The following is a 24,594-nucleotide window of genomic DNA, read 5'->3' as shown; positions in this document are numbered from 1 at the left end:
ATTTTACAACTAGATGCGCGCTGGTTCGCTGCCGCCCAGCACTTAGTACCGCGATACCCCGGGGTCGATCTCACGCGACCACTTGTCGATGCCGCCGGCCAGAGACTGCACCGTCTCAAAGCCCTGCTTGCGCAACCAGTCTGTCACTGAGAGTGAACGCACCCCGTGATGACAATAGACAACGATGTGCTGCTCAGGATCGAGTTCCTGTACGCGGGCTGGAATGTCTGACATTGGGATGTGCTCGCTCGGCTGGATGCTCGCTGTCTGGCGTTCCCAGGCTTCGCGTACATCGAGCAGCACGAGTTCTTGGTTGCTGTCCTGCAGCTTCTTGAAATCCTGAGGCGTGATCTCGTAATCCATCGTCTTTCCAATCAGATGTATGTCTTGCGCATTGCAAAAAGGCAATGCTCATCCACGATCATCTCTGGAGTGGAGATGATCACCGTATCTGCACCACAGCAGGGACAAACAGGCGTTTCTCCTTCATCCCAGAAATCCTGGATGTCGGCGAACGTAAATAGCCGGTAGCAATTCGTGCAGCCACAGGGAGTGTCGGGAGCATCTTGGTCACGCGCCATGTTTAGAGCATAGCACTGCCAGCTCGTGGCATCTCGGATTCGATTTCGTGCAACAAAAAACCAGAATGAGTTCGGGGCACACACAGAACTCTTCTCCCTTAACCATTCCAGAGAGGCAGAATTCATGGCCAGCTTCATCAAAGACGTCGAAGAAATACGGCATCGCGCAATGCGCAAACTGGAAGACGGCGCTGTTACAGACGCCTATCAGCTCGATAAAGAGCAATCAGTCGCAATACTCAACGAGGCTCTAGCCACAGAGATTGTCTGCGTTTTGCGCTACCAGCATCACTACTTCATGGCCTCCGGCGTACACGGCAGAAGCGTCGCTCAAACCTTCAAGGCGCATTCCGACGAAGAGCGCGAGCACGTGGATGAAATCGCCGAACGAATACAGCAACTTGGCGGCAAGCCCGACTTCAATCCCAGAACTCTTGTCGAGCGCTCGGTTTCTCACTACGTCGAGGGCGAGTCGCTTGGAGATATGATCCGTGAAGACCTGATTGCTGAACGCGTCGTAATCGATGTCTATCAGCGCATCATCGAACACTTTGGAATGAAGGATCCCACTACACGCGCGTTGTTTGAACACATCAAGGCCGAAGAAGAAGAGCATGCCGATGAACTGAGCGAACTGCTGTTCGTCGTCGATCCCCGTACAGGGGCGGATCGAGGAGTTTCCCCCGGAATAGACGAGGAAGCACGTAGCACAGAGGTGAAGCCGGAAACGAAGGAGGAGTACGACTTGGTAGAACGCGCCTTGTCAGAGCACCGTGAAGAACGTGTTCGTCTTGCTGGCGAATCCGAACCCCCAGGCAAGGCCATCGGTGGAGTCGGGGGTCGTCCGATGAACCGCCGTACACAGCCTGCCGAAGCAGATGACAGCGAACCTGCCGATCGCGTGAACGAGGGAGGCATGCAGGGCACGAACCGGTCCCCAAAGGTTCTCGAAAAGAACCGCAAAAATCGTGTTGCCTGATTTCTAAAAGCAAAAGGGCAGGGTGTCTTCCCTGCCCTGAACATTTCGTCGGTCTTGAATCCTAGCTCTTCAAATCCGCCATCAATCGCTCGACCTCTTCGCGCTGCAACGCCGTTAGCGGCAGCAGAGGAAGGCGCGGATTTCCGCCATAGAATCCGTTGAGGTCCGAAGCGTATTTTACTCCGGCGATTCCCAACTCGCTCACAATACGAATGCAGGCAGCTTCTATGCGCTGCTGCTTCTCTGCCGCGAGTTTCTGGTCGTCATCCTTGAAGGCGGCGTAGATCTCATAGCACGCTGTGGGCGCACAGGCTGCAAATGCCAGGATTCCGCCCACCGCTCCAGCTTTCAAAAGGATGTGAATCTTGTGCCCCGAACCGACAAGGGTCTGGAATCCAACCTCTTTCGGACGCGTACGAAGGCTGCCAATCACCTCGACGGCCGATGAGGATGGAGCTTGCGGCTGTGCCGATTTGGAGGCCGTTGCAGCTAACGCGCCTGCAGAAACAAGTTCGCCGACCGGTGCGACTGTCGCCTGCTGAATCATGCGCCCCGTTACCGGGCGGAATTCCTGAGTCACCCGCGCCTGCCGCTTGATATGCCGGGTCTTCTGAACAATGCGCTCCACCTTCGCCACATCGCCCGATGACTCCTTGATTCCGATTATGTTGCGGTGCTCTGCCAGTTCCGCGATCAATTCCACCGGCAGATCGTATCCTGTGCACTGCGGAAAGCTGTAGAGTACGAGCGGAATCGGAGAATGATCTGCCACCGTGCGGAAGTAATTCAGCATCACCGGCGGTGTCATTTGCGAACGGTAATAGTGCGGAGTGCGTACCATCGCCGCGTCATATCCCAGTGAAGCCGCGTATTCGCAAGCCTCAACCGTTTCCTTAACCGATTCGTGGCCGCACCCGGCAACCATGACCTTGTCTGCAGCCGCTGCTTCAATTGCCGTCCGGAAAATCTCTTTCTGCTCTTCGCAGCCGAGCATTACGGCTTCCCCGGTCGATCCCAGAACAACAACCCCGGTGATAGGTCCCTTCGTGTATCTATCTACGTTGTGTTCCAGCTTTTTGAGATAGACGCGACCGTCGGAATAGAACGGCGTGGTAATGGCGGCAAAGATTCCGTTAAGCAACATAAGGATTCATTGTAGAGCAACCCTGCAGCAGCATGACACCCCTAAACACAGGCACAAAAGGGACAATCTCAGCACTCGCAGATGGAAACCAAGAAGTATTTTGGGCAAAAGGAACCCGGCCATCGGGGCCGGGCGAAGTGGAACAATTCAGGGGAAGAATGAGTGACCCGCACAACGAGGTCCAAGCTATCCAAGGCCGATCGATTCAGGGGAACCAAACCACTATCGGCCGCAAAAACAGCATTACAAAGAATCTCCCCCATGTGAAATTCATTCTTTCTATGGCAGGGATAACCAAAGCTTTCAGCCCTCAATTCCGCACCGTTCGGAGGACAAAAGCATCAAACGATTATGGCCAACACACAGACGGCGGTTCTAGGCGGAGGTTGCTTCTGGTGCGTTGAAGCGGCATTGCAGCAACTCGAAGGCGTTGTGAATGTCGAAAACGGCTACATGGGTGGAACTCTCGACCAACCAAGCTATGAGCAGGTCTGCGAAGGAGACACCGGGCACGTCGAGGTCGTCCGCGTCGAGTTTGATCCCTCGATGATCTCGTATCGGGAGCTGCTCGAGGTTTTCTTCACCGCGCACGATCCGACCACGCTCAATCGGCAGGGAAACGATGTTGGCACCCAGTATCGGTCGGTAATTTTCTACACCAACGACGCGCAAAAGCAGGATGCTGAGCGCGTGATAGCCGAATTGACCTCCGAAAAAGTCTTTGACGAACCAATCGTCACAGCCGTCGAACCGGCGCGCGTCTTCTGGAAAGCCGAAGCGTACCACCAGAATTACTTCGCGAATAACTCACACCGGCCTTATTGCCTTTTTGCTGTAGCGCCCAAAGTTGCAAAGGTTCGCGCTAAATACGCTGAACGCATCAAGCGTGCCAGCTAAATACATTGATTGAATTTTCGAGGGAAATTGCAGCGGAACCGTGTGTTGCCTAGTTCGTAGGAACGACTACTGCAGCGGAGAGCTGCGTGTTGGCGCGCTTTACAATCGCGTCGATCAGGCCGGGAACGGTGTATTCGCTGGGCTGTACATCCACGCTTAGCTCGAATTGCCGCAAGGTCTCGGACGTCACCGGGCCGATAGACGCGTTCAATACTCCTTCCACCAGCCTCGATTTGCCCGAGCGTATTCCAAGCAGCGCAACGTAGTTCTTTACCGTGGACGCGCTCGTGAAAGTGATGACGTGTGGGCGCCGTAGCGGATCACGCAGGACGGCCCGAAGCTCTACGCGCGAAGATTGTGGAATGACCGTCTCGTAGGCCTCGACAACGTCTAGGAAAGCTCCCATGCGCCTGATTTCATTCGGAATCACATCTCGGGCAATCTTTGCCCGACATAGCAATACGCGCTTGCCGCGAATCTTGTCTGCTAGTGCTTCCACTACCGACTCAGCCACGTATTCCTTCGGTGTCACCGCAACCTTCAGCCCCTCTTGTTCGATAGCCTTTCGCGTCGCGGGACCAATCGCCACAATGTTCAGATGAGCCAGAACACGCTTGGGAATATTCAGCAGCGCCATGCGGTCGAACATCGCTCGCACGCCATTCACGCTTGTCAGAATCAGCCATTCGTACTCGGCGACGAGTTTCAGCGACTCATCCAAGCATTTATAGGAGCGCGGCGGCCGAATCTCGATGAACGGAATCTCGTAGACCTCAGCGCCCAGTTCCCGTAACCCAGTTGAGAGTGAGCCGGACTGGTCCTTGGCGCGAGAAACAAGAATGCGCCATCCTTGCAACAATCTTGTAGACGGCTTGTTCTCGTTCTCGCCCATGATACAGATCCAATACTTACCGAGGAGTCGTGCTTGCTGCGTTCTCGCTGTAAACGTCCTGCAGAATCTTGTCGCCACCGCGCTTCAGGATTTTATTCCCCAAGCGCTGCCCGAGTTCGACAGGATCCGTCCCGGTGCCAACCTCACGCAGCAACTCACTTCCATCCGGACGCGCACAGATCGCGGTCAGGTTGATCTCGCCGTTCTTGACGACAGCGTACGCACCAATAGGAACCTGGCATCCGCCGCCCAGTTGATTCAGCAGAGCGCGCTCACACACCGTAGCCAAGCGGGAAGGCTCATCGTTCAGGAACGCGAGGTGCTCGCGCATCGCGGTATCCCCTAGCCGGATTTCGATGCCAAGGGCACCCTGTCCGGCGGCCGAACACATAATCTCCGGTTCGATGATCTCCTTGATGTGCTCGGTCTTCCCCAAGCGCTTCAATCCAGCTGCGGCCAGAATCACCGCGTCGTACTCGCCTTCTTCCAGCTTCCTGACGCGCGTGTCAACATTCCCACGCAGAGGATGAATGTCGAGGTCGGGCCGGTACTGCTTCAACTGAGCTTGACGCCGCAAGCTGCTCGTACCAACACGGGCTCCGTTCGGCAATTCTTTGACGCTGTTGTAGCGAATCGACAGGAATGCGTCACGCGGGTCGACGCGCTCCGTGATTGCCGCGATCTCAAACGGGCCGGGCAGAGCCGTGGGAAGGTCTTTCAGGCTGTGCACCGCAAGATCAACCTTGCCTTCAGACAAGGCTTCCTCGATCTCTTTGGTGAACATGCCCTTTGTGCCTACCTTGGCAAGCGCAACATCCTGAATCTTGTCGCCAGTGGTCTTGATAATCTCAAGCTGCACTTCATGACCCTGCTTCCTGAGCAAGTCTGAGATGTGATGTGCCTGCCAGAGCGCAAGCTGTGAACCACGGGATCCGATACGAAGCAGAGCCATTCAACTTCCTTTACTTGTTTCTGGTTTGGTTGGTCACTGACGCCGACGTGCAAACCGGCGCGGCATCCGACTTCTTCTCCGGACTTGTTGGCGCAGGCTGAGCAACTTGCTGTTCCGGATGTTTCTCCTCACGCAAGTTGAAAAGCTTGCGGACGACATCCACGACGGTTGTTGCAGCCGGATCGGCCGCTGCCGATTTCAGCGTCGTAATCGGCGTGTGCATGATCTTGTTGATGATGCCCCGAGAGAGCGCTTCAACGGCCATCTCCTGCTCGGGCGTCAAATTGCCGAGCCGACCACGAACACGATCAATCTCCGCCTGTCGCAAGTTCTCGAGATGCTGCTGCAACGAAACGATGGTCGGAACCACTTCGGCCGTCTGCGCACGCTGCTCAAACTTGCGTACTTCCTCGTCGACGAGGGACTCGGCGCGGACTGCCTCTTTACGCCGATCTCCGAGATGCGACTGCACCACCTGCTGCAGGTCGTCGATGTTGTAGACGAAGATTCCGTCAAGATCGTTCAGAGCGGGATCGATATCGCGCGGTACAGCGATGTCGATGAAGAACATTGGACGGTTCTTGCGGGCTGACAGGAACTTCTCGCCGTGTTCCTTCCGGAAGATCGTGTGAGGAGCACCCGTAGAGCTAATGATGATGTCAGCCCAGGAGGCCGTATCGTAAAGCCGCTCGAACGGGACCGCTTCCCCATCGAACTTCTCGGCCAATGCCACCGCGCGGTCGTACGTACGATTCGCGACGTAAATCTTCTTTGCGCCATGGGCAATCAGGTGCCTTGCAGCCAGTTCGCACATTTTTCCTGCGCCGACCAGGTACACCGACTTGCCGGTGAGGCTACCGAAGATCTTCTCCGCAAGTTCCACCGCGACGGAAGCAATCGATACCGACGACGAGGCGATGGTCGTCTCGTTGCGCACCTTCTTGGCAACCGCAAAAGCGCGGGTCAGTAACTGATCCAGTTGCGAATTGACGGTGCCGAGGGCGCGGGCCGTAGCATACGCTTCCTTCACCTGCCCCAAGATCTGGGATTCGCCCACCACCATTGAGTCGAGGCTCGAAGCTACGCGGAATACGTGCTTTACGGCTTCCAGTTCCCTGTGCTCGAAGATATAAGGCTCATATTCCCCTGGAGCGAATCCGAAGTATTCCCGCACAAACTGCTGCAAATCGCAGTGTCCATTGCGGGATCGCGCAAAGATCTCCACCCGGTTGCAGGTAGAGACAATCATGCCTTCTTCGATGCCCTCCATCGAGGTCAGCTTGCCAAGAGCGTCTGGCAGGCGCGACTCGGGGATGGCAAAGCGCTCACGCACTTGAACCGGAGCTGTCTTGTGATTCACACCTAACACAAAGAAGTTCATGGGGCGATGAACCTATGCAATCTGCTCATATAATTCGCACCCCACGCGCATACGGAGACCACAAATCCTACACTGGCCAAGTAAGCGGCCTTGCGACCGCGCCACCCGGCACTCCAGCGCGTGTAAAGGAGAACTAAATAGATGCCCCACATTAGCAGGGATAGCAAAACTTTGGGATCAGTGAAGTACGTGGCCCCGAAGCGCTCCTGGGCCACTACGGCACCCGCCAGCAGGCCCACCGTCATAAACGGGAAGCCAAGCAGCAGCGCCTTGTACCCCAGTTCATCAATCTCTTGCAATGCAGGCAAACGCGAAGCCCAACTTACAGTCTGTTTGCGCTTGAGCTGGCGCGACAGAATCAGGTAAAGCAGGCTCGAAACGAAGCTAAGGAACAGCATCGCGTAGCCAAATAACAGCGTAGCTACATGAAACAGAATCCAGCCGCTCCGGAAGGTTGGCGACGTAAAAGCCATCGGGCGCTGCGAAATTGCTGAAGAAAAAGTCAGAAGGAAAATCAGCGGAAAGATCAGCGCTGCCGGCGAGGCAGTCTTATACCGCAGGTACATACCAGTGAAAATCAGAGCAATGATGAGCGCCAGCGCAGACTCCGCATGGCGGATCGTGAGGAGTTCGGAATAGCCGAACAACAGGGCGGTTTCCACCAAAGACACGAGATGGAACACCATTCCCAGACCGACTGCGGGTGCAGCAACACGTCCCGAGCGCTCGCCCTTCTGCCGAAGCATAAGGATCGCGTGCGTCAGGCCCACCCCGTACAGTACGGTTGCAACTCGAAGCCAGAGTAGAGGCATAAAAAATGGGTCCTAATCAACCCCTCAAAATGAACAGAATTGTGGGCAAGGACTTACCGATTATACAAAGGAGCGATTTGGCCCTAAGTGTAACTATCACCGCAACGTGTGATGACCATCACACCGGAATGAGAATCCCACAATCAATGAATAAATTTTACCCCTGTTCACAAGCAGAAATCTAATTTCCATCCCGCCTCCAGAAATCTTTACCCGGCCAATTTCGTCCAGCAACCCTGGTTTGTCTTTCCCGATTTCGGGTGCTACCATTCAACGCTTAAGGTGTTTTCAGGAGGCAATACATGGCTGATGAAAGCTGCAGCGGTGGCGGAATCTTGTGGTTTCTCGCAGGACTCGGCGTAGGGGCCGCCCTGGGTGTGCTTTACGCTCCTAAGTCGGGACGCGAAACTCGCGAATCCATCCTGCACGCGGCCGAGGAAGGTCGCGATATGGTCCAGGAACAGGCTCGCAAGTACAAGGAACAAGCGCAGGAATGGGCCGACCGGGGCAAGGAAATGTTCTCGCACCAGAAGGAAAACGTTCGCTCTGCCTTTGAAGCTGGCCGTCAAGCATATCGCGATGCCAGCCAAGAGCCGATTCCCGAGCCTGACGCTCCCAAATTCTAACTTTTAAGAGCTACCCGGCGTGAGTTTCACTCCAGGGGCAGATGGACGGACCATATGGATCAGGCACTCATCGCCTTTGTCGCGGTGACTTCGATTGCCGTTGTTTTGCAGATGTTGATCCTGGCCGGAATGTATTTCTCCACGCGCAAGATAGCAAAGCGAGTGGACGCGCTTTCAAACCGGATGGAAGAGCAGGTACTTCCCTTGGTGGTGAAGGTACGTGGCATCGTGGATGAAAGCGCGCCGATGATCCGGACTGTAGTCACGAATGTGACGGAAACTTCAGGGTTGGTGCGCACTCAGATCGGCCGGATCGATGAAACGGTTACCGAGGTGACCGGAATTGTTCACGCTCAGGCTCAGCGAGCGGATGAACTAGCTACCCGCACCATGCAACGGATCGACATCACTGCGGCGGCACTGCAGCACACTGTGCTAACGCCAAGTCGCCGACTCTCGGCGGTTCTTGACGGCGTGATGGCTGGCTTCCACGAGCTCACGTCTGGCCGCAGAGCGCGACGCGAAAACGGTAAGGGCTTTTCAGTCTAAGTAGCTAAACCGAGAATCGAAGTTACAGAGCAGCGGCTCAGGCCTCTGCTCTTTTTATTTGGCCAACAACCGGTGCGTCAAACCCAGCTAAGCAGGTCGCCATCGAACAAACCTATTCCGGAACGCCGTGGAGGATTGGCTATGTATGACATGAAGAATCTCAAGAGGCTAAAGAAGCTCGAAGCAAACGCACCAGATGCACTGAAGGCATTCTTGGCCTTCGACAAAGCTGCCATGGCTGAAGGAGCAATTCCCGTGAAATATAAGGAGCTCATGGCTCTGGCCGTCGCATTCACCACTCAATGTCCTTATTGCATCGAGATTCACTCAGGCAAAGCGCGCGAGACTGGAGCGTCTGATCAGGAAATCTCTGAGGTCGTAGCCATAGCCGCCGCCCTTCGCGCCGGAGCCGCAATCACTCACGGCACGCACGCGCTAAAAGACGAATAGCGCTCCTGAGCGGGATTCGGGGGCCGCCGGAATCCCGCATTTCACACTCGCCAAAATACTGCTTACGTTGTTACAAAACTATGACTTTCCACCGCCTGAATACCTGCGAAAATTCGGGGTATGACTCAGCATCCGGTACTCATACAAGGCGGCATGGGAGCAGCCGTATCTGATTGGCGATTGGCGAGGGCGGTGTCCCTCACCGGGCAACTTGGTGTAGTTTCCAGCGTAGCGCTCGACACGATCCTAGCGCGTCGCTTGCAGGATGGCGATCCCGGTGGCAACATGCGCCGTGGCCTTGCCATGTTCCCCTTCCCGGAGATGGCGCAACGCGTCATCGACAAGTACTACATTGCCGGCGGACGGGCCAAGAACACGCCATATAAGGTTGTGCCGATGCTCGCGCGCGTGAACACTCGCGAAGCTACCGAACTGCTGATTGTCTCCAACTTCGTCGAGGTTGTGCTTGCTCGCGAGGGCCACAACAGTCCCGTCGGCATCAATTGCATGGAGAAGCTCCAGCTTCCGCTTCTTGCTTCCTTATATGGAGCGATGATGGCCGGTGTTGGATACGTACTGATGGGCGCCGGAATCCCGCTAAAGGTTCCCGGTGCTCTCGACGCCTTCGCCGAGGGTCGTGCTGCCAGCTACCCGCTCTCTGTCACCGGGGCGCATCCCGATGACGATGTGATGATGCACTTCGATCCGCAGGAGTTCTTCGGCATGCCGATGCCGCCTCTCCAGCGTCCCGTCTTCCTTGCGATCATCTCCTCCAACACACTTGCCACCACAATGGTTCGTCGCTCGAACGGCAAGGTGGACGGATTCGTGATCGAAGGACCCACTGCTGGTGGACACAATGCTCCGCCTCGCGGCCAGATGGTCCTGAACGAAAGAGGCGAAGCCGTTTACGGCGAGCGTGATCGCGTAGATCTCGAGAAGATTCGCCAAATGGGTGTTCCCTTCTGGCTTGCTGGAGGCTACGGCACCCCCGAGAAGATTGTGGAAGCGCTTGACCTTGGCGCAGCCGGAGTTCAGGTCGGAACAGTTTTCGCGTTCTCTGAAGAGTCGGGCTTGCGTCCGGATTATAAGGAAGCGCTGCTTGCGAAGATTCAGCGCGGCAACGGCTCGGTGTTTACCGATCCGTTCTCTTCCCCAACCGGCTTTCCCTTCAAGGCGGCCCAACTTGAAGGCACGACTTCCGAGGGCGAGGTCTATCAGAATCGCACCCGCATCTGCGATGTGGGCATTCTGCGCGAGGCCTATCGCACCGAGAGCGGCAAGATTGCCTATCGTTGCGCCTCTGAGCCCGAGAAGTTGTACGCTTCAAAGGGCGGAAATCTGGAAGAAACCAAGGGTCGCAAGTGTCTATGCAATTGCCTGCTAGCGAATATCGGCTTGCAGCAGGTTCATAGGGATGGCAGAGAAGAGCCGGGTCTAGTAACCACGGGAGATGACCTAAACAGCATCCTGCGATTCATATCACCCGACGCGAAGCCTTATCCAGCAGCACAAGCGGTAAAGACGCTGCTCAGCCTTGTTCCCGCTCAGGCGATTGCCTCCACTTCAAAGGCAATCCCGTTCGTCGCGGCTGCAAAGGAAGCAGAAGTCGTGCCAGCCTAGACTTTAGCTTTGCGCCAGGCTCGTGGCATTGGCATGCCAGTGTCTGGCGCACTCTCTCATCTGCAGTTCCATACGCGGCAACGTCCTACGCTCATCCCAAGATTCCATCGCGTAACTTCGCGCATTCGCACTCATGCGGACGAGGGCATCAGGCTGCTTTGCCATGTTTAAAATCGCCTTCGACAATGCTTCCGCACTCTCCGGTTCTACAACAACCCCCGCGCCGGATCTCTCGATGGTCTTCGCAACTTCGCTCTCGGAATTCACGGATGCGATCACCGGACAGCCAGCCGAAAGCAACGTGACGGTCTTAGAAGGAAAGACGATATCTGACACCACTCTCTGCTGCGTGAGCAAAGCCATATCGGTCGCTGCCAGCATCTGCTTGAATTCTTCATCTTCGAGTAGCGGCAAAAAGCGAATGTTTCTTATTCCTCTCGCACGGGCCACAAACTCCAACTCTCGCCGGACAGCGCCATCGCCTACCAGAAGGTATTCAATCTCAGCGTGCTCTCGAGTCCTCTCAGCAGCTTCGAGGATGACTCCGAGACCCTGCTTTACGCCCATATTGCCCGAATGGCAAACAACGATCTTGCCCTCGAGCCCGTACTTCTTGCGGAACGCCAGAGTATCGGCCTGCTCGCGAATTGTGTACAGCGAAGAGTCGGCCCGAGGCGGAAACAACACGACCTTTGCCGGATCAATCCCCTTCTGCACAATTCGCTCGCGCATTCCTTCCGTGATTGTGCTGACCAGCGCGGCGTTCTTATACGCTATTCGCTCGACTCCATACAGCAGACGCGTGGCGCGCCCCTCTTTCATCATGCCCAGTTCTAAAGCGGCATCAGGCTGCAGGTCCTCGACATCGAACACAAATGGAACATTCCAGATCCTGCCCAGCGTCACAGCCGTCAACGCCAACCCCAGCGGCGGCGACACGACGAACATCAGGTCGGGCTTGCGCGTCCCAATTGCACGAAGGAATGACGACGCCAGGAACGACGCCTCATGCAAAATGCGCTTCTTCGTGCTTACCTTGCTTGGCACATACATCCACGAGCGCAGAATCCTCACTCCATTCCGCGTCTCACTCCCAAGTAGTTTGTGACTATATGCTGGCGGTACTCGCCATTCCGGATAGTAAGGAGGTCCCGTGCAGATGGTGACGTCGTGTCCTTGCGAAGCCAAAAACTCGCAGCGCCAAGTGTTGAAAGCAGCAATCCCAGTGGTGTCAGGCCAGTAGTTGATACTAAGAACAAGTATGTGCAAGCGTGGTCCCATTCCCGCGTTATTAAGAGCCAATGAATCGTGCGTACAAACTGCGAGCCACGCCTGTATCGGTCGTGCCCTTGATGATGGCGCGACCATCAGGAAACAGGGTCATTTCGTAAGGCGGCCGCTCAAACTTCAAAACATATTCCGTGTAACGAACCGAGCCGTGAGCCGAAAGTCGTGCCTCCAGCTCCGCAAAGTTAATCGGCCGATGCCGCTCATGAATCTGCACCGAGTTGCGTCCACACATTGATATATGTGGATGAGCCCGCCCCGAGAGATACGTGAACTCGTGTCGCTGGCAAACGTTGCAATCCGTCCTCGGTCGATCTGCACGAACTTCCGAACCATCGTTGTACCATGCATCGATGGAACGCAATGTCCGCCGCATCTGAGCCCGATTCCCCACCAGAAACTTCGTGGCTTCCATGACGGTGATCGACCCGATCAGGTTCACCGCGGGATTCAGGATGCCGCCGGTTTCACAAGTCTCGATCGCTCCCATGGGCGACTGCGGAAACACACACGCAAGACACGCTGTCTCACCCGGCAGGATGTTCATCGACACGCCATAACTTCCAACTGCCGCCGTATAAATCCAGGTCCGCTCTTCGCGAATCGCGTAATCATTCAGCAGGTACCGCGTCTCGAAATTGTCCGTGCCGTCGAGGATCAGATCAACATCTTCAAGCAGGTCTTCGCAGTTCTCCGGCGTCAGATCTTCGACATGAGACTCAATCGTCACGCTTGAGTTGATCTGCTGCAATTTCCGCTGCGCCGCCACTGCTTTCGGCAACGATTCTGCCGCATCCTGTTCATCGAACAACACCTGTCTCTGCAGATTGCTCGGCTCGATGTAGTCGCGGTCAATGATCCGCGTGTAACCCACTCCGGCGCGCACCAGCAGCGAACTCAGCACCGAACCTGTCGCGCCGCATCCAACGATCGCTACGCGAGCCTTTGCCAGCTTCTCCTGTCCCTCCGCGCCAATCCCGGGAAACAGTACTTGCCTTGAATATCGTTCGTCCACTGTGGGCATGGATACATGATATGCCAAAGTCTCAGAATCAAATAGCCTGATACCGCAGCCTGAATTTCCGTTCATTCCACTTTGATTGGTCACCTCAATCGATACAGAGCACCCAACGCGGAACGCGCATCCAACCGCAACATATCTCGTGAGGAGATTCCAAATGCAACCACTCAGCACCGCACGCCTCGCGCTTCTCGCCTTCGCAATCACCGCTTTACTCGTGATTAGCAGCCCTCGTATTGGTACGGCTAATGCTGCCGAGCAGAGCCCCGTTCTGCGCAAAGTCATCAGCTTCAATCTTCCCGGCCCCTCGGGCAAGCGCTTCGACTATCTCACCATCTGGCCCGAGCGGAACCTGCTATTCTCCTCACACCTTGGCGCGGGCAAGTTGTACGTCATCAAGCTCACAAACAATGAGGTCCTGCACACGATCGACGACGTACCCGGAATCGAAGCCGTTGAAATCGCGCCCGACGTCCAAAAGGCCTACACCTCAGATTGGGGCGAACACAAGGTCGGCGTGATCGACCTTAAACAGATGAAAATCACGAAGAAGCTATCAGTAGAAGACAAACCCGACGGAATCGCCTACGCAGCGCCCTTCCACAAGATGTACATCTCGGATGAGCGAGCCATGGCCGAGGTCGTCATTGACGTCTTACGAGATGAGATAGTGAAGACCATCAAATTCGATAGTGAAACCGGGATGCCGCAGTACGACGCCGTCGGCAAACATCTCTGGGTCAATCTGCAGGACAAAAATCTAATCGCCGAAATCGATCCTTCCACCGACACTGTGCTCGCCAAGTATCCTGTCGGCAACTGCAAAGAAAATCACGGCATGGCAATTGATTCCCAGCACCGCCGTGCCTTTCTCGCCTGCGAAGGCAACAACCTGATGACCGTCTTCGACCTCGAAAACCACAAACCCATTGCCTACCTACCCATGGCGCCCGGAGCCGATGTCATCAAGTTCGACGCGGGTCTCCAGCGAATCTATGCAGCCTGCAACAGCGGAGCAATCTCAACCTTTCACCAGGACGACCCCACTCACTACCGCAAGTTGCAGGACTTCCCCGTCGAAAAGAAAGTCCACTCCCTCGCAGTGGATCAAACGACACACCGAATCTACACGCCCGAGGAGCAGCGCGACGGCAAGCCTGCCGCCACAATGCAGATCTACGAAGCGGTCCAATAGCTGGCTTTCAAAGCAGCTATCTCCGGTTTGCGCCACAGTCAGGCTCTGACCTGAAGCGCAAACTATGGCTCAATGACAATGCGAAGCCATCTGCCGCGAACCGCATCTGATTTGAATTGGATTTGATGGTGGCCAGGGACGGGATCGAACCGCCGACACGCGGATTTTCAGTCCGCTGCTCTACCAGCTGAGCTACCTGGCCATCCTGAACGCACTTTGATGAGTGCTTACGGAAGGGATCTCAGAAGCGAAACATTGCTTGCTGGAACGAATTTGATTATAGCAGCAGCCCCACCCTCTGCAAACCTCAACTGTGGATAACCGCTCCCACGTCGCGTGCTTCTGCTCCCAAGCGGTTTCCAACGCGGTGCCTAACCGGACGGGTGCCCCAGGTTCGACGCGCATCCTTTGCGCGGCTAACCTGGATTCGAGCATCAATCCAGATCCGCAAACCTCCCACCCATCATCACCGCCGCGCAATGGTTCGTGCCAAACCAATATGCAATCTCGCGGTAATCGTCGAGTTCGAAGAACGCAAAATCTGCGTCCTTCCCAACTTCCACGCTTCCTTTCCGGTCATCGACACCCAGCGCACAAGCACCGTTGATCGTTGCTGCCGTCAGCGCCTCTTCCACTGTCATTCGCATCTGCGTACAAGCCAGCGAAAGCACCATGGGCATGCTAATCGTCGGCGAAGTCCCGGGATTGTAATCCGTCGCCAGCGCCACCGCCGCCCCCGCATCAATCAGCTTGCGGGCCGGAGGATACTTCCGCGTCGCCAGAAAATAATTCGCTCCCGGCAACAGCGTCGCCACGGTCTCGCCTGCTGCTAGCGCGGCCACATCGACCTTCTCTAGATGATCCAAATGATCCACTGACAGCGGCGTGTGCGCCAGGATCGTCGCCAGCGGAGTGTTCGTCAACTGTCCCACGTGAACCCGCGTTCCCAAGCCGCAGCTTTCCGCCTCGCGCAGAATCCGCTCCGTCTGCGCCAGCGAAAACGCTCCCTGCTCACAGAACACGTCCACAAACCGCGCCAGTTTCAGCCGCGCCACTTCCGGCAAAATCTCTTTGCAGACCAGCTCTACATACTCGTCCGGACGTTGCTTATACTCCGGCGGCGGGACATGCGCTCCGAGGAACGTTGGCACGATCGTTCCGCGCCATTCCCTTGCTGCGCGACGAATCGCTTTCAGGCTTTTGATTTCCGATGCGGCGTCCAGCCCATAGCCGGACTTCGCCTCAAGCGTCGTCGTTCCCTGCGCCTGCGCCTGTCTTAGCGCACCCATGACGTAGTCCGCGAGCGTTGCTTCGCTCGTCGTACGTACGCCATCGATGCTTGACCTAATGCCGCCGCCTGCCTTCGCGATCTCGTCATAGGTCGCCCCGGCAACGCGTTTTTCGAAATCGATCAGCCGCGGCGCTACAAAGACCGGATGCGTATGCGAGTCCACAAATCCCGGCACGACGACCTTGCCCCGGCAATCCAGTTCGATCAGCTCTTTGCGATGCTCTCGCACCCACGAACTGCGCAACACCTCAGCCCCGGTGCCAACGGCGACAATCTTGCCATCTCTCACCAGCACCGCGCCGTCCGCAACCACGCCGATCTCGCGCATCTGACGACCGCGCCGCTTGCCCGGCTCACCACGCATCGTTACCAGCTGCGAGATGCGATGCAGCAGCACATTCGGCTCGCTACTCGGTGTCTCGTTCTCATTCCTCTTGGGAGTTGGCATTCTTGCTACCTCTCTCCCATCGGAACCTTCACTCCTGCCTTCTGCGCAAACTGCTTTGCCTCGTCGTATCCGGCATCAACATGTCGCACCACGCCGATTCCCGGATCGTTCGTCAGCACGCGTTCGATTCTCCGCGCCATCTCGTCCGTGCCATCGGCCACCGTCACCTGCCCAGCGTGTTGTGAATACCCAATGCCCACGCCGCCGCCATTGTGGATCGACACCCACGACGCGCCCGAAGCCGTGTTGAGCAGCGCATTCAGCAAAGGCCAATCCGCGACCGCGTCCGTACCATCCTTCATCGCTTCCGTCTCGCGGAAAGGCGAGGCCACCGACCCGCAATCCAGATGATCGCGCCCAATCACGATCGGAGCCTTGATCTTCCCCTGCTTCACCAACTCGTTGATCCTCAACCCGAACTCAGCTCGCTCGCCATACCCCAGCCAGCAAATCCGCGCCGGCAATCCCTGATGCCGAATCCTCTTCCGCGCCAGATCGATCCACCTCGTCAGCCCGCGGTTCTGCGGAAACAGCTCCAGCACCACGTCATCCGTCACCGCAATATCCCTCGGATCGCCCGACAGCGCCACCCAACGGAACGGCCCCTTGCCTTCGCAGAACAGCGGACGAATATACTCCGGCACAAATCCCGGGAAGTCATACGCGTTCTTCACTCCCTGCTGGAACGCAAACGTCCGTATATTGTTCCCGTAATCAAATGTCACCGAGCCCATCTTCTGCAGCCGCAGCATTCCTTCCACGTGCCGCACCATCGACTCCAGAGACTTCTGCTCATATCCCTTCGGATCGCGCGCCCTCAGCTCAAAAGCCTCCTCGAGCGTCATCCCATTCGGCACATATCCATTCAGCGGATCGTGCGCCGAAGTCTGGTCGGTCAGAATATCCGGCACCACGCCGCGCTCGGCCAGTTCGGGAATAACGTCTGCACAGTTCCCCACCAATCCAACCGAGATGTTTTCTTTCTTCCTGATCGCGTTCTTCAGAATCCTGAGCGCCTCGTCAAGCGAGTTCACCATGAAGTCGCAGTAGCCGCTTCTCAACCTGCGCTTAATGCGCTCCGGATCAACCTCAATGCCCAGGAACGACGCTCCGGTCATCGTCGCCGCCAACGGCTGGGCCCCACTCATGCCCCCCATGCCGCCACTCACGATCAGCTTGCCCGAAAGATCGCCACCGTAATGTTGCTCGGCCGCCGCCATGAACGTCTCATACGTCCCCTGGATAATCCCCTGCGAGCCGATGTAGATCCACGATCCAGCGGTCATCTGCCCATAGGCCATCAGCCCCGCGCGCTCCAGTTCGTTGAACTTCTCCCAGTTCGACCAGTGCCCCACCAGGTTCGAATTGCACAGCAACACTCTCGGCGCATAGTCATGCGTGCGGAAAATTCCCACCGGCTTTCCCGACTGCACCAGCAGCGTCTCATCGTTTTCCAGAGACTTCAACGAGCGCACGATTGCGTCATAGCATTCCCAATTGCGCGCCGCCCTGCCCGTCCCGCCATACACCACCAGGTCGCGCGGACGCTCCGCCACCTCTTCATCCAGATTGTTCATCAGCATTCGCAACGCGGCTTCCTGCGCCCAACCTTTGCAGGAGAGCTCTGTTCCGCGAGCAGCTTTTATAGGAGTGTAGGTACGAGCAGCCGATTCGAGTTCAGTAGACATAGCGGGCCTCGCGCGCCGTAGCTATCAGCGCGAAAGCAAAATCCTAGTGCTTGCACATGCCTGTTGGCAAACATTCGTGTGTGGACAAAAGGCCGGTGACAATCTGGAGCTGAGGCCGAATCGGTCCATTCGGCCTCAGGCCAGACTCCGTGCTTACTGAATGTTCACAGTTCGATTCACAGTGCCCACAACCCGCCCCGCGCTATCCCACGCCTTTATCACCATAGTTTGTGTTCCTCTTGGCAGCACGATGTCGGTGCTTAGCTGCTTGTCAAACGAAGCAAATATGCTGGTGCCATTCAAATACATTCGCCAACCAGTGATCGCGTGATCGGAACTTGCCACCGCCTCAACATGCACCGGAGAACTCAACGTACTCCCGTTTGCAGGCATACACACATTGACACTCATTAACGGACCAGCCGGGCACCCCTGGGAAGTGACATTTACCGTTCTCGAACTGAGGAAATACGCGCCGTTGCGGTTCCAGGACTGCGCGACTATCCGATGAGTTCCGTTCGTAAGCGCAAAGCGATTATCGACGAACATCCCGCCGACAAACCTTAGAACGTTGTCGATGTAGATGTTTGTGGCCGTGACCACATTATTCGAACTTCCAGTCGCAAGCACACGGACTGGAGAAATCGCGGTCCCGTCGCGCGCAGGCACACAAAAATTCACAGTCTCCGTCCGTCCCGGCGGGCAGATCGCCACGTAGTGGTTGAAGAGCGTCATTCGTTTCATCGTAGTGATGTACCGCCCAGAACTGTCCCACGCGCGCACCGTGACAACATGCTTGCCAGACGGAATCACGAACTTCTGATCGAACGTCGCGCCGTTTGTCCGGTACATCAACACGCCATCAATGTAGGCGTTGCAGCCCGTAATCGTTTGCCATGAGTCGGCTGCACAATTCACTCTCAGATCTGTTGCATCCACCAGCGCTCCATCAAGCGGTCTGCAACTCACGACAGAGGGTCCATCGACCCGAGTCAAGCACGAAGCTGACTGCGGTGTTTTGTTCGTTAGAACCGTGATCGAGTTCCTCATCGGGTCCGCTGCCACTAGATCAATTCTGCCATCCCCATTTACGTCTACTGCTCGCAAACTATTCGCCGTGGAGGTCGCATCGAGTCCATTGGTTCCCAGATTGATTTCCGTGAATGCCTTGTAAGTGCCGTCGGGATTAGCCGTCCAGATCAGAACAGCATCATGCGGAGCGCTGCCGTCAGTTGTCACTCGATGATGCGCCAGCACGGCAATATCGTTCAGCCCGTCACCGTTGTAGTCAATCAATTGAGGGCTGCGTGGGGTATCGAATTTGCTTGCTGGAACCTCGAGCAAAGTCTGCTGAAAGGTTCCGTTTCCCAGTCCGATCAATAGCATTACACCCTGACAACTGGTTCCGCTGCACCCATTAAATGTAGCCAGCATGCCCTGATTGCCGTTCTGCCGAATGTCGGCCAATACAAGTGACTGCACCTGATTGAGCACCGCTACTTTGACGGGCGGGCTGAACTGAAATGCCACTCCCGGAGTTCCCTTCATCAGATACAACGTTGTCTTTGGTACGGATCCTGTACCGCAGCACTGAGCGAAAACTATGTCCATACCGCCGTCGTTATTGAAATCAGCATAGATTCCGTGGGTCAGCTTTCCCTGCCCCGTCCATTGATAGACCAGACTCCCACCGACAAACGTCGTATCTCGCGGTCGTCCAAAGGCGAGGGAAACCTGGTCGATACTCGTGCTAAGCACATCTGTAGATATCGGGTCTCGGGCGTAACCTTGGTTCCCATCAACTGACAGCCACGACGACCAGCCCGCGACATCGTAATCACGATGCGGCAGGAAAGATCCATTTCCATTCCCCTGATACACAGAGAACGCCGCCATCGACGACGAGCCAATGATCAGGTCGAGATTCCCATCGAGGTCCACATCAACAGCATCCAGAGAGATCGGCCCAGCCGGAGTCGGATACGTCGCTGCTGCCGCAAAGTTCCCACCACCCAAGTTCAGGTGCACCGATACAAGTGCCGCAGCGCGGTGGAGAACAACCAGATCAGGAAGAAAATCGTGGTTCAGGTCAACGGCAATCACGTCTTCCGGACCACTCGGGACCGCGATCCTCTGCATTGAGAACGATTGCGCGTGGAGAGCTGAGTCCAATATCGCCAGCGTAAGCAGCACGCCACAACAGGATACGAATACGCGATAGCCGAAGTGCCTGAGAATGCGAATCATGAGATCACCCCCGTGCGCGGCGATTTTGCTCCCCACAGAGGCCGATCACAGTGATTGCAGATACGAGTAGATCGCCCAAGCGTCACGGCTGTGTTGCTGCCACGAATGCAGCACGTCAGACACACTGCCCCTCATCAATCGCTCGGCCACACAACTCCTAACGTCCTTAACGCCTCGATTATTACAGTGCGGTTACAAGCGAGGCTTCATGGCCAAGAAACAGAACAACAGAAATGGTGGCGGGCTTGCCAATCCGACAACTCTCAAGCCACTCAGCAAACGAGACGAGTTCGTTCGAGTCATCGTCGAGACCCCCAAGGGCAGTCGCAACAAGTACGCCTTTGATCCTGAAAACGAGATATTCACCCTCAAGCACGTTCTTCCCGCAGGCATGTCCCTGCCTTACGATTTCGGCTTTGTTCCCCGAACTCAGGGCGAAGATGGCGACCCACTCGATGTGCTTGTCTTGATGGAAGAACCGGCATTCCCCGGATGCATGATTCAGTGTCGGCTCATTGGCGTCATTGAAGGAGAGCAGGAAGAGAACGGTCAGAAGCAGCGCAACGACCGTCTCATTGCCGTCGAATCGCGCAGCCACATGTATTCCGAGTTGCGGCACGTCAAGGAAATTCCCAAGCAGCTCGTTAAGGAGATCGGAGAGTTCTTCGTCAACTACCACAGACTCGAAGGCCGCACCTTCCGCGTCCTCGGACTCAAAGGCCCCGACGAAGCTCGTCGGCAGATCGAAACCCAGAGGACTGCCGCCTGATCATGCCCGCCCTGAGCGACCGCATTGAAAACGTACTCAACGAGGGGCGAATGCTCCTCCTCGGAGGCCAGGTCCTAATCGGATTCAGCTATCGGATTTGTTTCGAAAAGAACTTTGATCGTATCTCCCCCGCGGCCCAAGTCAGCGAAATCACAGCTCTGCTCCTTATGTCCGCTGGTTTGGGATGGCTTATCTGGCCCGCAGCATTTCACCAAATAGCCGAACATGGAGCCGAAACCGAAACGATCCACAGGTTCAGTACCCGTGTACTCGATTGGGGGCTGCTTCCCTTCGCCGCAGGACTTGGGTTCAGCTTCTACTCCGCGAGTCTTGCATTCCGCGCTCCACATAGCGCCGTGATCAGCGTGTTCGTCTTCATTTTGGCCCTGATTGCCTGGTACGGAGGTCTGCTTCGCTACGACAGCACCAAGCGCGACGAAACTCGCCGCCAGCTCACGCAAGAACAGCAACAACGCAATCCCGACGAATCAGACCTGAGCAAAAGAATCAAAGAGGTTCTCATCGAGTGCCGAATGGCGCTTCCTGGGGCACAGGCTTTTTTAGGCTTTCAGTTCTCAATTATCTTCACGGAAGGGTTCGAAAAATTGCCGCGCTCTTCGCAGTGGGTGCATTTCGCGAGCCTCATGGCCAGCACAGTTGCCATTGTTCTGCTCATCGCGCCTGCGGCCTACCACCGCCTCGCTGAATCCGGCGAAGAAACCGAACACTTCCACACTGTTGCGAGCGCCCTGCTTCTCGCCGCCCTAGTCTTCCTAGCCCCGGGAATTTCTGGCGACCTACTGGTGGTATTCCGAAAAGTCACCGGCTCTCTGCCGCTCTCCTGTGCTCTCTCCGGAGCATTGCTCCTCGCCTGCTACGCCCTCTGGTTCGGAGCCAGCCTCTTGCGTCGCGCTAAGCAGAACCATACCTAAGCACCGCGGGTGCCCCACATAAGCTTGCCTCTGTTGGCAAGCTTATGTGGATCTAACAAAGAAGCGCGAAGCAACTTCCTAGTTCTTGGTTTTGGTCTTGGTGTTGTTCTTGGTTTTGAAGTGTCATTCCGAGCGCAGCGAAGGACCTCCTCTCGCCTACTCGATCCACCCTCCGCCCACGACTTCGTCCCCGTCGTACATCACCACTGCCTGCCCCGGAGTTACCGACCGCTGTGGTTCATCGAACGTCACCAGTACCTCATCCTCGCCCACCCGTTCGACCGTTGCCCAGGCCGCCTGATGCCGATGCCGAATCTTCGCTTGCACCCGCATTGGTCCTTCAAGTTTCGCCACAGAAATCCAGTTCATTTTCTTAGCCCGCAGAGACTTCGACATCAACGCGTCCGCATCTCCGACCACCACCTGATTGCGGTCTCCGCGAATCTCCACCACGTACAGCGGCGTTCCCTTTGCGATACCCAATCCCTTTCGCTGCCCAATCGTGAAATTGTGAATCCCCTCGTGCCTGCCGATCACCTCGCCAGTCGTGGTCACCATCTCACCCGAGAGATCCGGCATCTGCTCGCCCTGCTCTTCCATGTAAGCGTCGAGGAAAGTCTTGTAGTCCCCACCCGGAACGAAGCAGATCTCCTGCGAGTCCGGCTTTTCCGCCAGCACAGTCAAGCCCTGCTGCCTTGCCTCTTCGCGCACTTCGGGCTTGCACATCTCTCCCACCGGAAACAGCGTCCTACTCAACTGCTCCTGCGTCAGCCCAAACAGGAAGTACGTCTGATCTTTCGCCCTGTCCGTCGGACGCTTCAATATCCACCGTCCCCGGAGCTCATCCCACTCGTTCCGCGCATAGTGCCCCGTGGCGATCATTTCCGCCCCTACCGAGCGCGCCGTCCTGAGCAGTTGATCGAACTTCAGATGATTGTTGCAGAGCGAGCACGGAATCGGCGTCCTTCCCGAGAGATAGTCCTCCACAAATGGACGCACCACATCGCGCTCAAAACGATTTTCCTGATTCACAACGTAATACGGAATCCCCAGCCGCTGCGCCACCGACCTCGCGTCATACACGTCGTCCAGCGAGCAGCACCGGCCCGCCTGCGGCTCTCCTCCCGGATTCGCCTGCGGCAACCTACGCTGATTCCACAACTGCATTGTCAGCCCGATCACTTTGTAGCCGTCGCGCACCATCATGGCCGCTACGGTCGAGGAATCCACCCCGCCGCTCATCGCCACCGCGACCGTCTTCTTTTCTGTTAACGTCTCGTCCACTGGATTCCCCAATTATTGACGTCCCGCCCACGCCGGACTCATTTCTCTTAGCTTCGCCACTACCTCTGGAACTCTCGACAGCACTTCGTCCACTTCTTTTTCTGTGTTCTGCTTGCCAAGGCTGAATCGTAGTGATCCTCTCGCATCATCCCCGGTCAGTCCCATCGCGGTCAGCACATGAGACGCTTCAATCGCGCCCGAGGAACAAGCCGCCCCGGTCGAAACCGAGATGCCTTTCAGGTCCATGGCTATGACGAAGCCCTCACCCTCGATGCCATCGATCAGCACATTTGAGGTGTTCGGAACCCGATCTGCGTTCGCGCTGTTCACACGCACTCCCGGCACAGCGCTAGAAATCCCCTGTTCCAGCCTGTCTCTCAACCGCGCCATCCGCTCCGGACCACCACTCGCGAGCCACTCCGTCGCAAGTTCAGCAGCCTTTCCCAACCCCACAATGCCCGCCAGATTTTCTGTCCCGGCCCGGCGTCCTCGTTCGTGCCTGCCACCTACTTGCCGCGAATTCAGCAGCGTCCCGCGTCTTACATACAGCACTCCGACACCCTGCGGACCGTGCATCTTGTGCGCCGCCATGGACAGCAGATCGCACCCAATCTTCTCTACATCGATCGCGACCTTCGCTGCTGCCTGCACCGCGTCCGTGTGGAAATAGACATCCGCCTCTTTCGCGATTCTGCCAATCTCCTCCACTTTCTGCAGCGCTCCCGTTTCGTTGTTGGCCATCATCACGGAAATCAGCTTCGTCTCCGGCCTCAACGCTTGTCTTATAGCCTCGGGCTGCACCACCCCGTCCGAGTCGCAATTCACATACGTGACTGTTGCTCCCGCTTCCTCCAGCCGCTTGCAGGCATTCAGGACTGCATGATGCTCAATAGTCGAGGTGATCACGTGATCCCCCGGCCCCACCATCCCGAACAGCGCCAGGTTGTCACTCTCCGTTCCGCCACTGGTGAATACAATCTCGCTGGGACGCGCCGCAAGCAATTCCGCCACTCGCTCCCGTGAACCCTCCACTGCGGCTCGCGCTTGTTGCCCTTGCTGATGGATGGAACTCGCGTTGCCAAAGCTCTCGATGAAGTGGGGCTGCATAGCAGCAAGCACCTCCGGGAGCAGAGGGGTAGTCGCATTATTGTCAAAGTAGATACGCTGCATCGTTGCTTCTTATTTTATCCCTCGGCGAGTGCTCAATCCTCTACAGCGGGCATCGAAACTCAGATGCCGGAACGTACCTCAGACAGCGAGCCTCAGACTCCTCCCTTGCTGCCGCCGCGTCCGCGAAAGCGTCCAGCGGGGCATCGCGTAGGAGCCCTTTGCTTCTGGGCTTTGTTCCTGCTGTTCATTGCGACAGTCGCCTATCTCGGGGACCTTGCTATCACCCGCAACGCTGGACAATGGCAACCGAATCCCGGAAACGAAGGACACGCTCTTTTCGCGATTCTGCTCGCCTGCGGTGCGATTCTCGCGGTCGTCTCCGTGATTGCGCGCCGCAACCACCGGGACGATTCTGATCGCTTCTAAATCGAAAAGC

At 56.5% G+C, this 24,594-nt stretch carries 24 protein-coding genes and 1 tRNA gene; 10 read left to right on the top strand and 15 right to left on the bottom strand.

From position 1 onward, the window contains the following. Window positions 1-42: 42 nt before the first annotated feature. Both AC6IZD_RS06145 and AC6IZD_RS06140 read right to left on the bottom strand, forming a co-directional pair. Window positions 43-363, bottom strand: a complete 321-nt coding sequence (locus tag AC6IZD_RS06145) for a rhodanese-like domain-containing protein (RefSeq protein ID WP_497786805.1) — start codon at window positions 361-363, stop codon at window positions 43-45. 11 nt (window positions 364-374) lie between these two features. Next, the gene (locus tag AC6IZD_RS06140) at window positions 375-581 is read right to left on the bottom strand and encodes a hypothetical protein (protein WP_497786804.1); all 207 of its coding nucleotides are present in this window, start codon (window positions 579-581) and stop codon (window positions 375-377) included. Window positions 582-705: 124 nt separating this feature from the next. Between AC6IZD_RS06140 and AC6IZD_RS06135 the strand changes: the two genes are divergently transcribed. Then, the gene (locus AC6IZD_RS06135; protein WP_497786803.1) at window positions 706-1,560 is read left to right on the top strand and encodes a ferritin-like domain-containing protein; all 855 of its coding nucleotides are present in this window, start codon (window positions 706-708) and stop codon (window positions 1,558-1,560) included. A 61-nt stretch (window positions 1,561-1,621) separates the two neighbouring features. Here the strand turns inward: AC6IZD_RS06135 and AC6IZD_RS06130 are convergent, their stop codons facing one another. Further along, on the bottom strand, window positions 1,622-2,704 hold the full coding sequence (locus AC6IZD_RS06130; protein ID WP_497786802.1) for a dihydrodipicolinate synthase family protein: 1,083 nt from the start codon (window positions 2,702-2,704) through the stop codon (window positions 1,622-1,624). Window positions 2,705-3,055: 351 nt separating this feature from the next. Between AC6IZD_RS06130 and msrA the strand changes: the two genes are divergently transcribed. After that, the gene (msrA, locus tag AC6IZD_RS06125; RefSeq protein WP_497786801.1) at window positions 3,056-3,601 is read left to right on the top strand and encodes a peptide-methionine (S)-S-oxide reductase MsrA; all 546 of its coding nucleotides are present in this window, start codon (window positions 3,056-3,058) and stop codon (window positions 3,599-3,601) included. Between the two features lie 49 nt (window positions 3,602-3,650). Here the strand turns inward: msrA and AC6IZD_RS06120 are convergent, their stop codons facing one another. From AC6IZD_RS06120 to AC6IZD_RS06105, 4 genes are read right to left on the bottom strand one after another with little or no spacing between them, the layout of a single operon-like run. Then, a complete protein-coding gene (locus AC6IZD_RS06120) occupies window positions 3,651-4,493 on the bottom strand; it encodes a uroporphyrinogen-III synthase (protein WP_497786800.1) in 843 nt (280 codons plus the stop codon). 16 nt (window positions 4,494-4,509) lie between these two features. Further along, window positions 4,510-5,445: a hydroxymethylbilane synthase gene (gene hemC / locus AC6IZD_RS06115; RefSeq protein WP_497786799.1), complete on the bottom strand. Its 936-nt coding sequence runs from the start codon at window positions 5,443-5,445 to the stop codon at window positions 4,510-4,512. A gap of 10 nt (window positions 5,446-5,455) precedes the next feature. After that, window positions 5,456-6,826 carry a glutamyl-tRNA reductase gene (hemA, locus tag AC6IZD_RS06110; RefSeq protein ID WP_497786798.1) on the bottom strand — a complete coding sequence of 457 codons (1,371 nt, stop codon included), beginning with the start codon at window positions 6,824-6,826 and terminating at the stop codon, window positions 5,456-5,458. Next, window positions 6,823-7,638, bottom strand: coding sequence for a cytochrome C assembly family protein (locus AC6IZD_RS06105; protein WP_497786797.1), 816 nt, complete (start codon window positions 7,636-7,638; stop codon window positions 6,823-6,825). The genes hemA and AC6IZD_RS06105 overlap by 4 nt, the downstream gene beginning before the upstream one ends. 302 nt (window positions 7,639-7,940) lie before the next feature. On the opposite strand from AC6IZD_RS06105, the gene AC6IZD_RS06100 reads away from it, so the two are divergent. The 4 genes from AC6IZD_RS06100 to AC6IZD_RS06085 all read left to right on the top strand — a co-directional run bounded on the left by AC6IZD_RS06100 (window position 7,941) and on the right by AC6IZD_RS06085 (window position 10,886). Further along, window positions 7,941-8,264 (top strand): YtxH domain-containing protein, encoded by a 324-nt coding sequence (locus AC6IZD_RS06100; protein ID WP_497786796.1) that lies wholly within the window; start codon window positions 7,941-7,943, stop codon window positions 8,262-8,264. Between the two features lie 54 nt (window positions 8,265-8,318). Continuing rightward, window positions 8,319-8,813, top strand: a complete 495-nt coding sequence (locus AC6IZD_RS06095; RefSeq protein ID WP_497786795.1) for a hypothetical protein — start codon at window positions 8,319-8,321, stop codon at window positions 8,811-8,813. Between the two features lie 141 nt (window positions 8,814-8,954). Further along, a complete protein-coding gene (locus AC6IZD_RS06090; protein WP_497786794.1) occupies window positions 8,955-9,263 on the top strand; it encodes a carboxymuconolactone decarboxylase family protein in 309 nt (102 codons plus the stop codon). A 120-nt stretch (window positions 9,264-9,383) separates the two neighbouring features. After that, entirely contained in the window at window positions 9,384-10,886 is a 1,503-nt protein-coding gene (locus AC6IZD_RS06085) for a nitronate monooxygenase (protein WP_497786793.1), read from the top strand. Between the two features lie 3 nt (window positions 10,887-10,889). On the opposite strand, the gene AC6IZD_RS06080 is transcribed toward AC6IZD_RS06085, so the two are convergent. Both AC6IZD_RS06080 and AC6IZD_RS06075 read right to left on the bottom strand, forming a co-directional pair. Further along, window positions 10,890-12,155 carry a WcaI family glycosyltransferase gene (locus AC6IZD_RS06080; protein WP_497786792.1) on the bottom strand — a complete coding sequence of 422 codons (1,266 nt, stop codon included), beginning with the start codon at window positions 12,153-12,155 and terminating at the stop codon, window positions 10,890-10,892. 22 nt (window positions 12,156-12,177) lie between these two features. Continuing rightward, window positions 12,178-13,263: a ThiF family adenylyltransferase gene (locus AC6IZD_RS06075; protein WP_497786791.1), complete on the bottom strand. Its 1,086-nt coding sequence runs from the start codon at window positions 13,261-13,263 to the stop codon at window positions 12,178-12,180. An 88-nt stretch (window positions 13,264-13,351) separates the two neighbouring features. Between AC6IZD_RS06075 and AC6IZD_RS06070 the strand changes: the two genes are divergently transcribed. After that, complete coding sequence (locus AC6IZD_RS06070; protein WP_497786790.1) at window positions 13,352-14,389, top strand: YncE family protein; 1,038 nt, start codon at window positions 13,352-13,354, stop codon at window positions 14,387-14,389. 126 nt (window positions 14,390-14,515) lie between these two features. On the opposite strand, the gene AC6IZD_RS06065 is transcribed toward AC6IZD_RS06070, so the two are convergent. From AC6IZD_RS06065 to AC6IZD_RS06050, 4 genes are all read right to left on the bottom strand, one after another. Next, a tRNA-Phe gene (locus tag AC6IZD_RS06065) sits at window positions 14,516-14,591 on the bottom strand. A gap of 232 nt (window positions 14,592-14,823) precedes the next feature. Further along, on the bottom strand, window positions 14,824-16,128 hold the full coding sequence (hutI, locus tag AC6IZD_RS06060) for an imidazolonepropionase (RefSeq protein WP_497786789.1): 1,305 nt from the start codon (window positions 16,126-16,128) through the stop codon (window positions 14,824-14,826). Between the two features lie 5 nt (window positions 16,129-16,133). Further along, on the bottom strand, window positions 16,134-17,816 hold the full coding sequence (gene hutU / locus AC6IZD_RS06055) for a urocanate hydratase (RefSeq protein ID WP_497786788.1): 1,683 nt from the start codon (window positions 17,814-17,816) through the stop codon (window positions 16,134-16,136). Between the two features lie 153 nt (window positions 17,817-17,969). Further along, entirely contained in the window at window positions 17,970-20,063 is a 2,094-nt protein-coding gene (locus tag AC6IZD_RS06050) for an FG-GAP repeat domain-containing protein (RefSeq protein WP_497786787.1), read from the bottom strand. A gap of 208 nt (window positions 20,064-20,271) precedes the next feature. Here AC6IZD_RS06050 and AC6IZD_RS06045 point away from each other — a divergent pair, with 208 nt between their 5' ends. Both AC6IZD_RS06045 and AC6IZD_RS06040 read left to right on the top strand, forming a co-directional pair. Further along, complete coding sequence (locus AC6IZD_RS06045) at window positions 20,272-20,832, top strand: inorganic diphosphatase (protein WP_497786786.1); 561 nt, start codon at window positions 20,272-20,274, stop codon at window positions 20,830-20,832. A gap of 2 nt (window positions 20,833-20,834) precedes the next feature. Next, window positions 20,835-21,764 (top strand): DUF6328 family protein, encoded by a 930-nt coding sequence (locus tag AC6IZD_RS06040; RefSeq protein WP_497786785.1) that lies wholly within the window; start codon window positions 20,835-20,837, stop codon window positions 21,762-21,764. Between the two features lie 156 nt (window positions 21,765-21,920). On the opposite strand, the gene mnmA is transcribed toward AC6IZD_RS06040, so the two are convergent. Then, window positions 21,921-23,048 carry a tRNA 2-thiouridine(34) synthase MnmA gene (gene mnmA / locus AC6IZD_RS06035; protein WP_497786784.1) on the bottom strand — a complete coding sequence of 376 codons (1,128 nt, stop codon included), beginning with the start codon at window positions 23,046-23,048 and terminating at the stop codon, window positions 21,921-21,923. A gap of 12 nt (window positions 23,049-23,060) precedes the next feature. Beyond that, window positions 23,061-24,218 carry a cysteine desulfurase family protein gene (locus AC6IZD_RS06030; protein WP_497786783.1) on the bottom strand — a complete coding sequence of 386 codons (1,158 nt, stop codon included), beginning with the start codon at window positions 24,216-24,218 and terminating at the stop codon, window positions 23,061-23,063. A 63-nt stretch (window positions 24,219-24,281) separates the two neighbouring features. On the opposite strand from AC6IZD_RS06030, the gene AC6IZD_RS06025 reads away from it, so the two are divergent. Next, window positions 24,282-24,584 (top strand): hypothetical protein, encoded by a 303-nt coding sequence (locus tag AC6IZD_RS06025; RefSeq protein WP_497786782.1) that lies wholly within the window; start codon window positions 24,282-24,284, stop codon window positions 24,582-24,584. The last annotated feature ends 10 nt before the right edge of the window (window positions 24,585-24,594 follow it).

It is taken from the genome of Koromonas humicola, assembly GCF_059726255.1.
Note: the sequence above shows the minus strand (reverse complement) of the source record. Positions and strands in the feature narration are given on the sequence as shown.

Bases quoted from the DNA above. Each gene is read 5' to 3' on its own strand.
- AC6IZD_RS06030 (WP_497786783.1), bottom strand. From the start codon at position 24,218: ATGCAGCGTATCTACTTTGACAATAATGCGACTACCCCTCTGCTCCCG.
- hutI (WP_497786789.1), bottom strand. From the start codon at position 16,128: ATGCCAACTCCCAAGAGGAATGAGAACGAGACACCGAGTAGCGAGCCG.
- AC6IZD_RS06040 (WP_497786785.1), top strand. From the start codon at position 20,835: ATGCCCGCCCTGAGCGACCGCATTGAAAACGTACTCAACGAGGGGCGA.
- msrA (WP_497786801.1), top strand. From the start codon at position 3,056: ATGGCCAACACACAGACGGCGGTTCTAGGCGGAGGTTGCTTCTGGTGC.
- AC6IZD_RS06140 (WP_497786804.1), bottom strand. From the start codon at position 581: ATGGCGCGTGACCAAGATGCTCCCGACACTCCCTGTGGCTGCACGAAT.
- AC6IZD_RS06025 (WP_497786782.1), top strand. From the start codon at position 24,282: ATGCCGGAACGTACCTCAGACAGCGAGCCTCAGACTCCTCCCTTGCTG.
- hemC (WP_497786799.1), bottom strand. From the start codon at position 5,445: ATGGCTCTGCTTCGTATCGGATCCCGTGGTTCACAGCTTGCGCTCTGG.
- AC6IZD_RS06045 (WP_497786786.1), top strand. From the start codon at position 20,272: ATGGCCAAGAAACAGAACAACAGAAATGGTGGCGGGCTTGCCAATCCG.
- AC6IZD_RS06105 (WP_497786797.1), bottom strand. From the start codon at position 7,638: ATGCCTCTACTCTGGCTTCGAGTTGCAACCGTACTGTACGGGGTGGGC.
- AC6IZD_RS06145 (WP_497786805.1), bottom strand. From the start codon at position 363: ATGGATTACGAGATCACGCCTCAGGATTTCAAGAAGCTGCAGGACAGC.
- AC6IZD_RS06050 (WP_497786787.1), bottom strand. From the start codon at position 20,063: ATGATTCGCATTCTCAGGCACTTCGGCTATCGCGTATTCGTATCCTGT.
- AC6IZD_RS06090 (WP_497786794.1), top strand. From the start codon at position 8,955: ATGTATGACATGAAGAATCTCAAGAGGCTAAAGAAGCTCGAAGCAAAC.
- AC6IZD_RS06100 (WP_497786796.1), top strand. From the start codon at position 7,941: ATGGCTGATGAAAGCTGCAGCGGTGGCGGAATCTTGTGGTTTCTCGCA.
- AC6IZD_RS06135 (WP_497786803.1), top strand. From the start codon at position 706: ATGGCCAGCTTCATCAAAGACGTCGAAGAAATACGGCATCGCGCAATG.
- AC6IZD_RS06130 (WP_497786802.1), bottom strand. From the start codon at position 2,704: ATGTTGCTTAACGGAATCTTTGCCGCCATTACCACGCCGTTCTATTCC.
- hemA (WP_497786798.1), bottom strand. From the start codon at position 6,826: ATGAACTTCTTTGTGTTAGGTGTGAATCACAAGACAGCTCCGGTTCAA.
- AC6IZD_RS06085 (WP_497786793.1), top strand. From the start codon at position 9,384: ATGACTCAGCATCCGGTACTCATACAAGGCGGCATGGGAGCAGCCGTA.
- AC6IZD_RS06095 (WP_497786795.1), top strand. From the start codon at position 8,319: ATGGATCAGGCACTCATCGCCTTTGTCGCGGTGACTTCGATTGCCGTT.
- hutU (WP_497786788.1), bottom strand. From the start codon at position 17,816: ATGTCTACTGAACTCGAATCGGCTGCTCGTACCTACACTCCTATAAAA.
- AC6IZD_RS06120 (WP_497786800.1), bottom strand. From the start codon at position 4,493: ATGGGCGAGAACGAGAACAAGCCGTCTACAAGATTGTTGCAAGGATGG.
- AC6IZD_RS06075 (WP_497786791.1), bottom strand. From the start codon at position 13,263: ATGAACGGAAATTCAGGCTGCGGTATCAGGCTATTTGATTCTGAGACT.
- AC6IZD_RS06070 (WP_497786790.1), top strand. From the start codon at position 13,352: ATGCAACCACTCAGCACCGCACGCCTCGCGCTTCTCGCCTTCGCAATC.